Annotated in this window: 15 protein-coding genes; 5 read left to right on the top strand and 10 right to left on the bottom strand. The window is 50.2% G+C overall.

All coding sequences use genetic code 11. The features are described 5' to 3' along the window. Positions 1–10 precede the first annotated feature (10 nt). Positions 11–1,191 (bottom strand): IS3 family transposase gene (locus DSOUD_RS18080; RefSeq protein WP_423739487.1). Its coding sequence is split into 2 segments (ribosomal slippage): positions 11–915 and positions 915–1,191, totalling 1,182 coding nucleotides; the frame shifts between segments, so codons are not numbered across the junction. A 110-nt stretch (positions 1,192–1,301) separates the two neighbouring features. Here DSOUD_RS18080 and DSOUD_RS18075 point away from each other — a divergent pair. Together DSOUD_RS18075 and DSOUD_RS18070 are read left to right on the top strand one after the other, a co-directional pair. Next, entirely contained in the window at positions 1,302–2,318 is a 1,017-nt protein-coding gene (locus DSOUD_RS18075; protein ID WP_157671902.1) for a restriction endonuclease subunit S, read from the top strand. A gap of 354 nt (positions 2,319–2,672) precedes the next feature. Beyond that, positions 2,673–3,083, top strand: a complete 411-nt coding sequence (locus DSOUD_RS18070; RefSeq protein ID WP_198300329.1) for a zinc ribbon domain-containing protein — start codon at positions 2,673–2,675, stop codon at positions 3,081–3,083. Positions 3,084–3,282: 199 nt separating this feature from the next. On the opposite strand, the gene DSOUD_RS18605 is transcribed toward DSOUD_RS18070, so the two are convergent. The 9 genes from DSOUD_RS18605 to DSOUD_RS16335 all read right to left on the bottom strand — a co-directional run bounded on the left by DSOUD_RS18605 (position 3,283) and on the right by DSOUD_RS16335 (position 12,122). After that, positions 3,283–3,552 (bottom strand): hypothetical protein, encoded by a 270-nt coding sequence (locus DSOUD_RS18605; protein ID WP_157671901.1) that lies wholly within the window; start codon positions 3,550–3,552, stop codon positions 3,283–3,285. A gap of 326 nt (positions 3,553–3,878) precedes the next feature. Further along, positions 3,879–4,742 carry a hypothetical protein gene (locus tag DSOUD_RS18600; protein WP_157671900.1) on the bottom strand — a complete coding sequence of 288 codons (864 nt, stop codon included), beginning with the start codon at positions 4,740–4,742 and terminating at the stop codon, positions 3,879–3,881. A 32-nt stretch (positions 4,743–4,774) separates the two neighbouring features. Continuing rightward, positions 4,775–4,960 (bottom strand): helix-turn-helix transcriptional regulator, encoded by a 186-nt coding sequence (locus tag DSOUD_RS19215; RefSeq protein ID WP_423739502.1) that lies wholly within the window; start codon positions 4,958–4,960, stop codon positions 4,775–4,777. Positions 4,961–5,091: 131 nt separating this feature from the next. Then, positions 5,092–5,523, bottom strand: coding sequence for a hypothetical protein (locus DSOUD_RS16360; protein WP_053552015.1), 432 nt, complete (start codon positions 5,521–5,523; stop codon positions 5,092–5,094). Then, positions 5,510–6,808, bottom strand: a complete 1,299-nt coding sequence (locus DSOUD_RS18060; protein WP_082351338.1) for a tyrosine-type recombinase/integrase — start codon at positions 6,806–6,808, stop codon at positions 5,510–5,512. The genes DSOUD_RS16360 and DSOUD_RS18060 overlap by 14 nt, the downstream gene beginning before the upstream one ends. 292 nt (positions 6,809–7,100) lie before the next feature. Continuing rightward, positions 7,101–8,060 carry a 4Fe-4S dicluster domain-containing protein gene (locus DSOUD_RS16350; RefSeq protein ID WP_053552014.1) on the bottom strand — a complete coding sequence of 320 codons (960 nt, stop codon included), beginning with the start codon at positions 8,058–8,060 and terminating at the stop codon, positions 7,101–7,103. 2 nt (positions 8,061–8,062) lie between these two features. Beyond that, on the bottom strand, positions 8,063–8,698 hold the full coding sequence (locus DSOUD_RS16345; protein WP_053552013.1) for a TorD/DmsD family molecular chaperone: 636 nt from the start codon (positions 8,696–8,698) through the stop codon (positions 8,063–8,065). A gap of 73 nt (positions 8,699–8,771) precedes the next feature. Continuing rightward, a complete protein-coding gene (locus DSOUD_RS16340) occupies positions 8,772–9,548 on the bottom strand; it encodes a 4Fe-4S dicluster domain-containing protein (RefSeq protein WP_053552012.1) in 777 nt (258 codons plus the stop codon). Between the two features lie 30 nt (positions 9,549–9,578). Next, positions 9,579–12,122, bottom strand: a complete 2,544-nt coding sequence (locus DSOUD_RS16335) for a molybdopterin-dependent oxidoreductase (RefSeq protein ID WP_053552011.1) — start codon at positions 12,120–12,122, stop codon at positions 9,579–9,581. Between the two features lie 610 nt (positions 12,123–12,732). Here DSOUD_RS16335 and DSOUD_RS19025 point away from each other — a divergent pair. The 3 genes from DSOUD_RS19025 to arsB all read left to right on the top strand — a co-directional run bounded on the left by DSOUD_RS19025 (position 12,733) and on the right by arsB (position 14,687). Beyond that, positions 12,733–13,080 carry an ArsR/SmtB family transcription factor gene (locus tag DSOUD_RS19025; RefSeq protein WP_053552431.1) on the top strand — a complete coding sequence of 116 codons (348 nt, stop codon included), beginning with the start codon at positions 12,733–12,735 and terminating at the stop codon, positions 13,078–13,080. Positions 13,081–13,135: 55 nt separating this feature from the next. Then, on the top strand, positions 13,136–13,558 hold the full coding sequence (locus DSOUD_RS16325) for an arsenate reductase ArsC (protein ID WP_053552010.1): 423 nt from the start codon (positions 13,136–13,138) through the stop codon (positions 13,556–13,558). A 70-nt stretch (positions 13,559–13,628) separates the two neighbouring features. Then, positions 13,629–14,687 (top strand): ACR3 family arsenite efflux transporter, encoded by a 1,059-nt coding sequence (arsB, locus tag DSOUD_RS16320; protein WP_053552009.1) that lies wholly within the window; start codon positions 13,629–13,631, stop codon positions 14,685–14,687. Positions 14,688–14,696: the final 9 nt, after the last annotated feature.

Below are 14,696 nucleotides of genomic sequence, written 5' to 3'. Positions count from 1 at the left end.
ACCAAAGTTCTTATGCTGCGCTTAGCTCTTTGTAATATTCCTGTTCGTAGGCAGCAGGCGACAGGTAGCCCAGCCGCTTCTGGCGCCTTTGACGATTGTAGAAGATTTCGATGTACTCCGTGATTTCTCGCATCGCTTCCCACCGGGTGGCGTAACGACGATGGTGGACCAATTCGTTTTTCAGTGTCCCCCAGAAACTCTCAATGGGGGCGTTGTCGTAGCAGTTACCTCGGCGGCTCATCGAAGTCTGCATATTGAACTGCTTCAGTAGTTTCTGAAACTCCAAGGCGCAATACTGGCTGCCCCGATCCGAATGATGGATCAACCCGGTCGCCGGGCGCTTGACTGACACGGCACGGAATAGGGATTGACTCACCAGATTCTTCGTCATTCTTTCGCCCATCGCATATCCCACGATCTCTCCGGTGAAGAGGTCTTTATGCCCGGCCAGATACAGCCAGCCTTCGGCGGTGGGGATGTAAGTAATGTCAGTTACCCAGACCTGGTTGGGAGCTTCGACAGCAAAGTTTTGGTCCAGAAGGTTCTCGGCGACAGGCAGTGAATGGTTGGAGTTTGTTGTCGCCTTGAACTTCTTCACCTGCTTGCAACGAATCCCGTGTTTCTTGCGGATTCGCTTGATCCGATGGACCCCGACCTGAACGCCATGCTCGGCGAGATCGGTTTGTAATCGTTCGGGACCGTAGGTTTCCCGGTTTCTTTTGTGAGCCGCCTTGATTTCGATTGCGAGCCGTGCCTCCTCCTTCTGCCGAGGTGAGTCCGGGCGCTTCAGCCAGGTGTAATAGCCACTGGGTGAAACCTCCAGGCTCTGGCAGAGCAGAGGGACAGAGTACTCAGGTCGAAGTTGATTTATTACCGCGTACCGGGCAGCGACTCCTTGGCAAAGTACGCGGCGGCTTTTTTTAGGATGTCGCGCTCCTGCTTGACCTGGGCCAGTTCTCGTTTAACCCTGTCAAGTTCCAGCTCGACTTCGGTCAGCGGGCGCTGTTGGCCTTTGCCACCGATATTACTGAGCTTTCCGGCCTTGAACGCCCTTACCCAATTCTCAAGGGTGGATTTCGGCAGGGATAACTGGCGCGATGCCTCATAGACAGCGACACCTCCTTCAACCACCATTTTTACGGCCTCAATGCGAAATTCCTTCGAATAGCGGCCATTAGAACCTCTTGTCATGTTGACACCTCCGTAAGATAGATTTCTTAACATTGGTGTCCGATTTTTTCAACTTACCTCATAATGAAGTAATGGTAAACGAACACGTTTATATTTTCCGAAGTAATGAGATGTATTCGCAAAAATTTCTTTATTACTTAATAAGAAGTGAATACGTACAATTTCAAATAAAAGATTTAGCATATCGTAAAAAAGGTCAACCAGGCTTAAACGCAGACCATTTAAAGCTTTTAAAAATCCCTTTCTTCGGCCCAACCGAACAAAAGGAATTTTTGAGAGATATTTGGAAGCTAGAATCTGAAATAGAATGTCTACTTAAATTAAAGGAAGAACCTAGAAAAATAATAAATAATGCGTTTTCAACTCATTTTAAAATTAACCTTGATGAAATGTTAAGTAATGATAACACCAGCATTTTACCAATCTCTTTTAGAAGTATAAGCAAATACAACTCAGGTTTGAGATGCAGTCTACGTTGGAATAAAATGCAGTACCTTCAAAGTATTCTTTATTCTGAAATTGACTGTATTGAGACACTGGGTCACTTCATCAATTCCACCAAAAATGGCTGGAGTCCGTTATCTATGGAAGGCGGTGAAGGCATCCCTGTTTTGGGTCAAGAGCACATCACTACAAATGCCATTTTAAAAATTGAACCTTCAAAAACAACTGAGCAAAATTGTAATAATATTGAAGATTTTTTTATTCAAAAAGATGACTTTTTTGTCAGCAGAGGTAATACGGTTGATTTAGTTGGCCTAGCGTCTATTGTCTGTGAAGAGGTTGAGGAAGATGTAATATATCCTGATTTATATATTAAGGTTGAATTTGATGAATCAAGAGTCAACAAGGAATATATTGCATACCTTTTCAATTCTTTCATTGGCAGATTGTATTTTAAATATGTCGCAAAGGGAAAAAATCAGACTATGGTTAAAGTATCATCTTCTGAACTTTTAAATTTTAGAGTACCACTGCCAGAAATAACTGAACAAACTAAAATAGTAAAAACCATCAAATATTTATTGGACGAACATAAAGAAATTGACCGTCAAATTAAAGAAAAACAACAGTCAATAAATAGAATAATAAAAGAAGCTATAATGCCGGATCAAAAAAATGCATAACAAGGCGCTGAACTCGGTCGGCAATTCCGCTGCGTTCATTACCGCCACTTATCATGAACTTTGTCTTGAATCTCGATGTTTTTTACATGTGTATTTGGCGTTGCCACAGCGTCTCTACGGTTGTGTCAGATGCAATGCCACCTGACGCTAAACTCTATTAAGCAAGAGAATGTCTACATTATGTAATCGGATGCACTCACAAGCAAAGCCAGGGGCTTATAAGCTTGGTTCTGAGTTGCTTTTTCCTGTCAAAAAATATCGAATGAAATTCGTTCTGTAATAAACCTTGCTAATTCTTCCGGAAGGTTCTGGTCACCATAGCAACCTGTTTAATTTCTCTTAAAGGATTTTTTTGTGGAAATAACACACATTATTTTTATCAGTATTATAATAGGAATTGTTCCAGCTGTTATTGCCTCTAGTAAGGGACGTAATGTTTTTTTGTGGTGGTTTTACGGATCTGGCCTGTTCATTGTTGCAATATTCCATGCAATTATATTGAAACCTACTGAAAATCAGCTTCTAGCTGATGGTATGAAAAAATGTCCATATTGCGCAGAAATTATCAAGCCAGAAGCTGTAGTTTGCCGGTACTGTGGGAAAAATTTACCTGAAATTGGTGAAGTTAACATAGTGTCTAGAAAGGATACTTCTGACTTAGACAAAGAAAATGAAAACGTGGATAATAAAAGTGGCAAATTTATTTTTATATTTTGCGTAATATTGATAACATGTTGCATGTTTTTTGTTGTATTTAATAAATAATTTTTAAACGTTAACCAAATCATTGATTGTACAATTTTCTTCGTCAAGAATTAGCATCAAAGCAGAATGTTTAAAACACCCTGCCGTCGCAATAAAAGCTCTCAAGCAAGAAAACGTGAGCATCATGCATTTGAATGCAATCTGAAGAGCAAGGAGGCGCTGAAAAGGTAGGTTGTTAGCTGTTGATGGACTGATGTTTTTATCTGACAAGATGAGTTTTGCGTTTCACTTCGCTTATTTTAGAATAATGGTTCGGGTCACCATAGCCATCTGGTCCGTCGTGATCTGAGTCTTGTGACTGCAAAGACCTTGAAAGACTCGCCACCTTACCAGTCAAATTAATGATTTCCTGGAGCCTCATAGCTGCCTTACGACTCTTGCAAAGACGGGAAAGAAGCTTTGAAGCGTCAACCAAAGCATCTTCAGTTGCAGAAATATTTTTATTCTTATAACTCGTGCTTGTGGTCATGCCCTGTTTTCCTTATGTAATGATGCCTTTAACCATCGAGGAATTGCTGAAAACAAAAGAAATATAAAAGCCCTATTTAACTAAAAAATAAAGAGTATATGCCTTGTCGGATGTAACGCTTTAACTCTCTGATATGAACTTGAATAAGACAAAATCCGAAACATTTATGAAATTATTCTTGTGGCTGTTTAAAATGCCATAAGCCTGAAAGATAATCGATTGATTATTTGTCAGTAAAAACAGTGATGTAGGTGAGACAACAAAAAGAGTAGTATATTGTTATAGGGTTACCTCAACGCTAAATCTGCAATTCGATTGCACTAACATTATTTTTTTATCCCAATTAGACTTCGCCCCGACTTGGGAATTAATTCTTTTTTTTCATTTTTGAACCACCCCGCAAGTTGAGCTGCGGTTCTGATGCCTTCAACCTTCGCAGAGTTCATCATTGTTATTGCAGCAATATCAATGCTAATATTTTGTCGTCTTGTGAAATTCTTCTTTCTGCCCCAACCTAAAATCCATTTTCCAAGCTTCTGAGTGTCGATTTCTTCAAAAACAATATATAAGGCCATTAGATTGTTATATTCTTGTTTGATGTCGAGAAAATAACAATCATTGAAAGTCTCAATTCCAAGCCTTTTTTTTATATTTTTACCTCCACGTATTTTAAATTCTGAGTGGATGCAAGGTTGAGCATTTATTTTAGAAATTCTTGCATAAACAACAAATATTAAACTATTGCTTCCATAATATCCTGTTTGTTCTGAAAATTTACCATGTTCTGTTGCAAATTTTGTCGAATTGTCTGAACCTCTATAATCAAGAATTATATTTTTCGGTGTATATTTTTTTCTTATTAGATTCTGTAATTTATAACTCTCAAACATTGCTTCATGTTTGCTCTCTTTGTAAACATCCATTGCAGCCTCAATATATGAAATTACATAATCTTCTTTCTCCAATCCCGACAACGTTAATAATTCAAAGCATTTTTTGGTCGGCACTGTAATAATTATTTTTGATTTATATCCCCACAATCGGGCTTTTCCCCCCGCTGGTAATAATAAAATTTGTATACATTCAGTTTTCATTTTTTCGATTGGCAATAATTTCTTCAACACATTAAAGTCGAGATAGGTGAGAAATTCTATTTTATCGATTGTATCCTTTGAATCATAAATACCCATACTGACTTTCCAATCATCTGCCCTCCACTGAGTTATTTCACTGACTGACGTGAACGCATCCACTCTTCCACTTCCGACAATCTCCAAGCAACTGCGGACGGACCGAGACGTACAGAGTTCGGGAAACTTCCATCCTTAATTCTTCGCCAAATACTAGATGCTGAATATCCAACAATTTCAATAAGTTCTTTCCGTCTGACAAGTCTGTCTGTTCTCATTGGTCCAATCCTTTCCATGTTTTCCCCTTTTTTGTTTTTTCACGCTGAAAATAAAAACCCCATGCACATGCTTGAAGCATTGTGACACAGGGTTTTTGTCCGCGCTATTCAAGTAATTTGCGTCGAATTATTTACTTCAAGTTTTTTCTGTCTTTACGTATTTCTACGATTTCTAGGAACAATCTGAGCTCCCGTAAAGACTTCTGACCGCTCTTGAGATTGTTAGTGAACGTAGCAAGAGACACCTCATTGGTTCCTTGTAGATGATGTTTTTCACCAAGCTCAGACTGTAAAGTTTTATTGGGAAATTTTATACCTGTTTCTTCTAGTTTTTCGACATCCTCAGCAAGAGCTCTTAAGTTGGACCCCTTAAATTTGGGGCCTCTAGTTTTTCGGAAAAAAGACTTTGGATTCCAATCGCCAGTAAGGATAAAAAATATCTCCTGTCTGTCCTCAGCAGATAAAGATTTTTTATACATAATTTTTTCAGCCAATGTATCTCTTTGCTCTTGACTGATATTGACTAAACGAGAGGATTCTTGTTCCAGATCATCGGTTTTCATTTCCAACCCCCTCGCCACAAATAATGTTTGTCAGCTTATTTGACCACGCGTTAAGAGATTCTTGTTTTTCATCGTCATAATTGTTGCGATTGTAGATTGAAATAACACCCTTCGCAGCATGATTAAGCACAGCATCAATAATGTCGTTTGAAAAACGCAACCTAGACAGTCCTGTCGCGGCTGTTCTTCTTAAATCATGAGGAGTAAACTTATTAATTGACAGTCTGTTCTCAGTCAATAATTTGCCGTCCTCACCATAGAGAAGATTTCCCTTATTGTCTCTAATCGGCCATTCGAGATTACGCCTAACGGCGCAAGCAGCAGCATTACTTTCTATAGGTTTAACAGAATGTTCTGAAATAAAGATGTGGCCTTTACCGTTTGTATCACCAATGAGCAAGAGAGCCATTGCTGTCAAATATACTCGATGAGCCTTTCCGTTCTTTGCGCGTTCCTTGGGAATGGTCCACCAATGACCGTCAATTTCGTTTACATGCATGCCTAGCACTTCACCCGGCCTCTGGGCTGTTACAAGCATGAGTTTCAATGCTCGCTTGACCTCATTGCTCATCCCGCTTGTATCTAGGTTTTCCCAAAGATTCCTTATCTCATTTTCAGCCAATACACGGTCTTTATGGACTTTTTTTGATGGTAATGAAAGCCCGTAACACGGAGAATGTTCAATGATGCCTCGTTCTACGGCAAAATTGAACATCTTACTAATTTTCGCAAATGCATTATTTGCCATAATTAGAGCGCCACGATTAATAATAGTATCGCATAATTCATTAACATCTTTCTTAGTTATATCTTTAGCTTTGGTTGTGCCCCATAGCGGAATTACGTCCTTTTCAAGAACGCGCTTGTCTTCTTTCCACGATTTCTTTTTAACCATAGAGTGTTTTTCCATAAATTCTTTTACAAGATCAGCAACGGATAACGCATTTCTATGGTCAGCATGTTCCGTCATACGCCGCTGACGTTCGTTCTTATTTTCAAGGACAGGATCTAATCCGTCCTTGCTCCCACGCCTCAGTGCTTTAACCTTCGAACTTTCTGTTTGATAAAAATCTCTTGCTGTTTTAAGGCTAGTCGCTGGATAATCTCCTAAAGTCATAAATCGTCGGTATCCATCAAGCTTGTATTGATAGAAAAAGGCCTTACGCCCCGAAGGATAAACTCGAATGCCGAATCCAGGTTCATTCTCTGCCATACACATGTAAACAGAATCTGAAGGCTTTAGGCTTTTCCTGACAGTGAGGTCGTCAAATTTCTTTTTTTTCATAGTGAATTTTCACCCCGCAAAAAAGTTGTATTTTAGTTGTACTTTTATGATTGGTTATAGATGAAATGCGCTGAAAAGGCATGGTGAAATCTATATCGCTTAACATACTAAAAATCAATGTTATTTTGAGGGCATGGTGAATCTTATGAACAGATATGAAATGTAATGACTATGTAATTTTACGCGTTCGCAATGCGTAGGTCAGGAGTTCGATCCTCCTCAGCTCCACCAAAAAAATTAGGGACTCAGGCTATGGCAGCCTGAGTCCCTTTTTTCATTGTGAAGCGCCGCCTTATCCTGCGGCAAAGGACGCATCGCCGGGGGTGACGGTTATCGCCTGTTGCCGGCAAAAGGCGGCGCACAGGCCACAGGCGGTGCAGTCTCCGGGTTGGACCGCCGGCGGCGCGCCGGCCAGGGCCGAAGAGGCGAGGGCGCCGGTGGGGCAGATGCCGACGCAGCCGGTACATCCGGTACAGATCGGGGCCGTTTCGACCCGGGGAAAGCAGGTCGCTGCGACCCGGGGACGCATGTCTTCGGGGATTTGCGGCCAAAACCGGAGCAGTAAAGCCCTGAACCGGGGAATTTTCTTGTTTCGATAGGGTGGGGCCGGAGGAGCGGGGGTCAAGCGGCCGAGCGCCCGCACCGCCGAGTTCGAGGAGCCGCTGCGGACCAGGGAAAAAAATTCCCGGCGGGAGATTCCCGGCGCCTGGTAACGGAGGTCATCGGCCTCCTGCACCGGGCGGATCGCCAGTAGCCCGGGAAAAGGGATCAGGGCTCTGACCCTGGAGAGGGCCAGTTCAAGGCGCGGCAGCACGGCGGAATTGCGGCATTGACCGCATCGGCTCCGGTTGAGCTGCACCCCCTGGGGGAGAGCGGCTGCCACGGCCAGGAGGACTTCGGGGTGGGCAAGGAGGCCCAGACAGGGGAGACGCTCGTGGGCCGGGGCGGGGTTGTTGTCGCAGCCGAGAACAGGCTGCGGCTGCCGGCTCAGTTCGGTCAGATTCTTCTCGACACCGAGGGGAGCGCCTTCACAGGCCCCGGTCGGACAGGCGCCCTGGCACAGCAGGCATCCCCGGCATTTTGCCTGGTTGAACTCCAGTCCAGTGGCGCTCAGGGACCACGCCTGATGGGGGCAGGTATCGATACAGAGGCGGCAGGCGCTGGTATTCAAGCGGAAGCGCAGGCAACGCGCCGGCGTCAGGGCGACGGGATGATCCGGAGTCAGGATTTTGAAGGTTGACGAGCCGAACATGATTAGCCCTGGGCGAGTCGGGGCGACTGCTTTCGGATAAAGCCTTCGGTCAGCTCAGCCAACAGGCGGTAAAAATCCGTTGCGGCTCCCTGAAGGAGAGCGGCGGCAAAGGGCGGGACCCACCGGCCGAGGTGGTTTTGCAGAAAGGTCGTCTTGAGGGCGGCGAGCGCAGCGCGGCGCTTGTTTTCCCCGGAGGCCAGGGCCTCATTTTCGCGAAATGTCAGCAGATAGAGAAATTCCAGCTCCGCGGCGATGTGGTCGGGGACTTCCCGGAAGTCGTCGGAGAGAACGAAGTCTTCCTGCCGGTAGCAGGCCAGGGCGTCCATGGTCGAATCCCCCATCACCACCTTTTCGCCTTCAAGATAGATCGATCCATAGGGTTTCGCCAGAATATCGAAGGGCCCGAGAAACAGCCGGCTGTAGTCGAGAAGGAGCTCGTCCAGGGATTCGGCGGCAAAGGCCTTCCCCAGACGAGCGGCCTGTTCGGCCAGCGAGTCATCCAGGACGGCCAGGGCTTCCTGCAACTGACCGAAGACATCCTCTTCGGAAAACGCGGCTTCCGGCTGATAGTAACAGGCTCCGAGGAGGCGGTAAATGACGGCCCGAGCCTGATTGGCGGACAATGTATTTTGTTTCATAACGAGTCTCTGCGGCAAAAGAAAAGGGGGCGGGACCTGCGCCCGCCCCCGGGATTGGACCCCTGGTCTCCGATTACAGGGTCGGATCGTTGTAGCTGCGGACATAAAAGACGTTCGGTTCGGTCCCTTCCGTCTCTTTGAGGCGGGTCGCCTTGTGCTTTTTCAGCGTCAGGGCGATTTTGCTCTGGGGATCGTTCTGGTCACCGAAGATCCGGGCGCTGGCCGGGCAGGCCTCGACGCAGGCCGGCTGCAGGCCGGCCGTGGTGCGATGGTGGCAGAGGATGCATTTTTCCACCACGCCGGACGCGCGAACCGGCTGGTAGTCGCCGGAGGTGTAGAGGTTGGCGTCGGGGGGGATGGCGCCGGCTTTCTTCACCACTTCGGCCGGAGAGGCGGTGCACCCCGGGATCAGTTCCCCGGTTCGGCGCCACTCCCCCTGGGTCGGAACTCCGTGGGGATTGAAGCTGATCACGCTGTACGTTTCGCCGTGGTTGCTCGTTTCGTCAAGGGCAACTTCGCTGTAGGGGCAGGCGTCCTGGCACTTTCGGCAGCCGATGCAGCGGCCCTGGTTGTGCAGGGTGGTGTTGTCGTCGGCCTTGAACATGGCCTTGGGGGTCACGGGACAGACACTGACACAGGGGGCCTCGGTGCAGTGGTTGCAAAGCACCGGCATCTGGGTGTATTTGGTTCTGGGGAAAATCCCTTCGGTTTTCATGGTGAAATCGGCCCAGTTGAAGCTTTGGCCGTTGGCGCGAACGCCGGTATTGTTTTCATTTTTGCAGGCCAGGGCGCAGGCTCCGCAGCCGACGCACTGGTGCAAATCAATTGCCATTCCATATTTTTTTGACATGGTCGTCTCCTTGATCCTGGCCATAGGTCGTTAAATCTTCTCGACGCGTACGCCGGTAAAGCCGCCGTTGCGCGCCGTCGCACCACTCAAGCGATCATAATCGTCGACCAGCAGTTCGTTGTTGTTGCCGCCGCGAGGTTGCGCCTTGGCGTAATCCTTGGCCGCCACCTGGCCATAGGCCCAGTGCCCCTGGCCGAAGCATTTGGCGACGGTGCCGGGGCGGACGCCTTCCCAGAGCTTCAGGGTGGTGGTGATGGACCCTGTCGTCGAAGAGATTTTGACCCTGTCCCCGGTTTTGAGCCCGAGTTTTTTTCCGTCCACAGGATTCATCTTCAGCACATCGTCCCAGGAGGTGTCTCCGGAGTCGACCTTCTTGAATTCCTGGTAGCCCGTGGTGTTCTGCGACCGTCCTTCGCGATTGAGACGGGACTTGTAATCGATGAAATCAAAGGGGTATTCGCTGAGGCTGCCGTGACGTTTGGGTGGTTCGTAGTGGGGAACAAAGGCCAACTCTCCCCGCGCCGTATAGCCTGAGGCCTCAAGAATTGCGTCGATTCCGGTTTTTTTCTTTTCGGCGAATTCGCTGAAGGTTTTTTTCAGGGTCTCGCTATAGAACTCGAATTTCTTCGTTTCGGTCTTGAACTTGCCCCAGTTCTTTTTGTAGGGGTATTTTTCCGTGTTGTAGATCCCCTTCTTTTTGAACTCCTCCCAACCGTCGATTCTGTCCCCCTTGAGCGGTTCCTTCGGCATCCACATCGGGGCGCTGCTGATCCTGGCGACGATTTCGGCAAATTCATCGGCATTTGTCGGGGCTTTGCCGGTTTCCGGATCCTTGAATTCCCCGGCGTAATAATCGTGAATTTTGGAGAAACCCCGGGCCTTGAGCTTCTCAGCCAGGAGCCAGACGACCTCTGTTTCCTCCTGTTTGACATCCCAGAGGCGTTTGACGACCGGTTGCTGGATCGAGGCATGGGCGTGCATGTTGGCCTTGTTGGAAATGACCGAAAGACCTTCGGCGGCATTGTAGGTCGCCGGCAGAACGATATCGGCGAACTGGGTCATTTCGGCCGGGTTGGTGACCATGTGGACAAAGAACGGCACCCTGGCCATCGCCTCATCCCAGCGGTGGGCGCCGGTGGCGGAAAAGTTGAAGTTGCTCCAGGAACTGAGGAAGACCTTGACCGCCTCGGGATCCTTGAGCATGCCGTTGGCGACATTGTTGGTGACGACCCCGCTGCCGGCCTTGGCCTTCATCATCGCCGGCATATCGATGCCCCCCCGGCCGTCGAGTTTTTTTTCGTGGCCGAAGTGGGTGGCGGTTTCGTCCTTGTAGGGATCGATCTTGGCGAAGTCGCCGAGCGGCGGCTTCAGCTCCTGGAGGACCCCCCCTTCCGCATCGATCGAACCGACCAGCCCGTTCAGGGCATGGACCGCCATCGCCGAGTACGTCCCCCGCGGGTGCATGGCGGCGCCGGGGCCCATCCAGACGGCGGTGGCCGGAGCCGCCTTCCCCATGACCCGGGCCACACGCGCAATCTGCTCGGCAGGGATCAGGGTTTCCTTCTCCCCCCAGGCCGGGGTCTTGTCTTTGAGCTCGATATTCCACCATTTGACCACCCCGTAGGTTTCCTTCTCGGCAAAACTCTCTTCATCCACCGTTTGGCCGGGGACAAACAGATTCTTGCCACCCTTGAAGTCGCCGACGAACTCCTTGTTCCAGAGTCCTTCGGCGAGGAGCAGATGGGCGATGGAACTCGCCAGGGCACCGTCGCTGCCGGGTTTGAGCGGGAGCCATTCATGCGCCTTGGATGCCGAGGCGGAGAGACGCGGGTCGACTGCGATCACCGTCCCCTGATCGAGGATTTTTCCGAACTTGTGGATGGCGTTGGGCACCTGGCGATTGGAGGAGAGGGGATCGCAGCCCCAGATCACCAGACACCTGGTCTTTTCCAGATCGTAATCGCGATAACCGAAAAACCCCTGGGTATATCCGGGCCCCATTTTTTCGGCTTCCGCACACAGGGCGCTGTGAGAATAGGCATGGGGAGTCCCGAAGAGTTTGGGAACGGTCCCGTAGAGGAGTTCGGTGGCCGTTGCCGAGTAGCGGCCGCGCATGTACATGAATTTGTGCGGTTCGTTGTTGTTTCGTAGTTCCATCATTTTATCGGCGACGATGTCCAGGGCTTCGTCCCAGCTGATCGGCACGAATTTTGGATCCACCCCCCGCCCTTTTTGCGGGTTGGTTCGCTTCATCGGCACCTTGATCCGGTCGGGATCGTACAACTGATGAATAATCAGATGCCCGCGGGGACAGCAGTATCCGTTGTTCGCCTTGCTGAGCTGGTTCCCCCGCACCTTCGTTGCGCGGCCGTTCTGGACATAGACCTCGACCGGGCACCAGGCGGTACAACCCTGACAGGTGGTGGGAATCCAATCTCCGGTACCGGGGCTTGAAGGCTGCGCCTTGGCTTCGGCCATGGCGTTCATGGCCGGTTTGCTCGCCGCACATCCGGCGAGGATCACGCCGCCGGTGGCGGCGGATGCCTTGATGAAATTTCTCCGTGACAGCTTCATGCCTTGATTCCTCCTCCATGGATGTTCAACCCGGACCAGTGCTGTTCCTTCCCGATATCGATTACGGCCTTTTTTACCGCTCTTCGCGTTTGCCCAGCGATGAAACGTTCCCAGCAGAAATTTTTCAGAAAGGGCCGAGGCGGGTCAAGTCGGTAAAAATAGATTACCGGAAATTAAAGCAAAATAAGTGCCATTTGCAACAACTTGAAATGTCATTGGTTATTCGGTCGAGAAAGCCACCGACGCGCCCCTTTGATCGCCGGCGGCATGAAGGATGCGGGGAAGGTGGGGGGTGTCGGCGGATGGCCCAGGATGATCGTCGCCGGGACAAGGGCGGCAGCAGACGTCAAAAGACGGCCGGATCAGGGGGAAAGTGTCACTCGGTCACTAGTACCCTGTAACCCATAATCTTTCGCATCTTGCTTGTTCTTTGCCGCGTCAGCTACGTTCCGATTTCAGCTGTTTAGCTACGGCTAGGCAACAGAAATCGCGCCTTGCTGACACGTCAAAGCCCTACGCAATCACTCGAAATCCTATGGGTTACAGGGTACTAGTCGCCGGCACGAAAAGGGGGATTGACACTATCCGCCTATGCGGATATATTTTGGCCATGAAAACCACCGCTCGCCTCTTCAAGGCTCTTTCCGATGAAACCCGTTTGCGCATTCTCGCCCTGCTAAAAGGGGGGGAGCTCTGCGTCTGCGACCTCATGGCCGTTCTCGACCTTCCCCAGTCGACCGTCTCCCGCCATCTCGCCTACCTGCGCAACGGCGGCCTGGTCGAGGATCGCCGCCAGGGGGTCTGGATGTTCTATCGCCTGGCTCCTGAGACCACCCCCCTGGGGCGCGACCTGCTGGCCCTCCTCGGAGAAAGGCTCGATGACCTCCCCCAGGGGCGCCAGGACCGGGACGCTCTCCTCCGCCTCGGCCCCTCTCAGAACCGAGCCGGCTGCCGATGACGGTTTTTCCCTCCTCCGATCCGCCCTGCGGATAATTCCAGCGGGAAAGGTATTTATGGTGATGAAAAAAGTTCTCTTCCTCTGTACCGGCAACTCCTGCCGCAGCCAGATGGCCGAGGGTCTGGTCAACCACGACTTCGCCGGTCGCCTCGAGGCCTTCTCCGCCGGCACTGCGCCCCACGGACTCAATCCGAAGGCGGTGGCGGTGATGGCCGAAATCGGCATCGACATCAGCGGCCACAGCTCGGATCACCTCAGCAAGTACCAGGGGGAACGTTTCGATTACGTCATCACCCTGTGCGGCGACGCCAACGAGACCTGTCCCCTCTTTTTCGGCGGGGTGCAACGGATTCACATGGGCTTTGAAGATCCGCCCAGATTTACCGGAACCGAAGCCGAGGTGATGGCCGTCTACGCCCGGGTGAGGGATGAGATCAGGCGGCAAATGCGGGAATTTTTTGACAGGGAACTGGCCTGATCGCAGGCTTCTGGTAGTTTTTCGAAATAATGACGGCAGGCTCCGGCCTGCCCTGGCAAGGAAAGTCACCATGTCCTCAGAAATTTCCAGGAAGCTCTCGTTTCTCGACCGCCACCTGACTTTGTGGATCTTCACCGCCATGGCGGCGGGGGTCGGCGCCGGCTGGCTCATCCCGGGGGTCAAAGATTTCGTCAATCTTTTTACCGTCGGCACCACCAATATCCCCATCGCCGCCGGTCTGATCCTGATGATGTACCCCCCCTTCGCCAAAGTTCGTTACGAAGAGATGGGGGACGTCTTCGTCAACAAGCGAATACTCGGACTCTCCCTGGTGCAGAACTGGGTCATCGGCCCGATCCTCATGTTCATCCTCGCCATCGTTTTTCTCAGCGGCTATCCCGAATACATGGTCGGACTGATCCTGATCGGCCTGGCGCGCTGCATCGCCATGGTCATCGTCTGGAACGAGCTGGCCGAAGGGAACAGCGAATACGCCGCCGGCCTGGTCGCCTTCAACAGCGTCTTCCAGGTCCTCTTTTTCAGCGTCTACGCCTGGTTCTTCATCACCATCCTCCCCCCTCTCTTCGGTCTGGAAGGGGCGGTGGTCGACATCACCATCGGCGAAATCTCCGAAAGCGTCTTCATCTATCTCGGCATCCCCTTTCTCGCCGGGGCGTTGACCCGCCTCGTCGGCGTCAAGCTCCTGGGACGTGAGCGCTATCACGCCGTGGTGGTCCCGAAGATCAGTCCCCTCACCCTGATCGCCCTCCTTTTCACCATCTTCGTCATGTTCAGTCTCAAGGGGGATCTCATCGTCCAGATCCCCCTGGACGTGGTGCGCATCGCCATCCCGCTGCTGGTCTATTTCGTGGTGATGTTTCTGGTGTCCTTCTACATGGGGAAAAAGGTCGGGGCCGACTACAGCAAGACCACCACCCTGGCCTTCACCGCCGCCAGCAACAACTTCGAACTGGCCATCGCCGTGGCCATCGGCGTTTTCGGCATCAATTCGGGGGCGGCCTTTGCCGCCGTGATCGGTCCGCTGGTGGAGGTGCCGGTCATGATCGGCCTGGTCCATGTCGCCTTCTGGTTCCAGAGGCGCTACTTCGTCGACCGGCCCCGGTTCTGATCCTCAACC

The sequence above is a fragment of the Desulfuromonas soudanensis genome (assembly GCF_001278055.1).
Taxonomy (GTDB): domain Bacteria; phylum Desulfobacterota; class Desulfuromonadia; order Desulfuromonadales; family WTL; genus Deferrimonas; species Deferrimonas soudanensis.
Note: the sequence above shows the minus strand (reverse complement) of the source record. Positions and strands in the feature narration are given on the sequence as shown.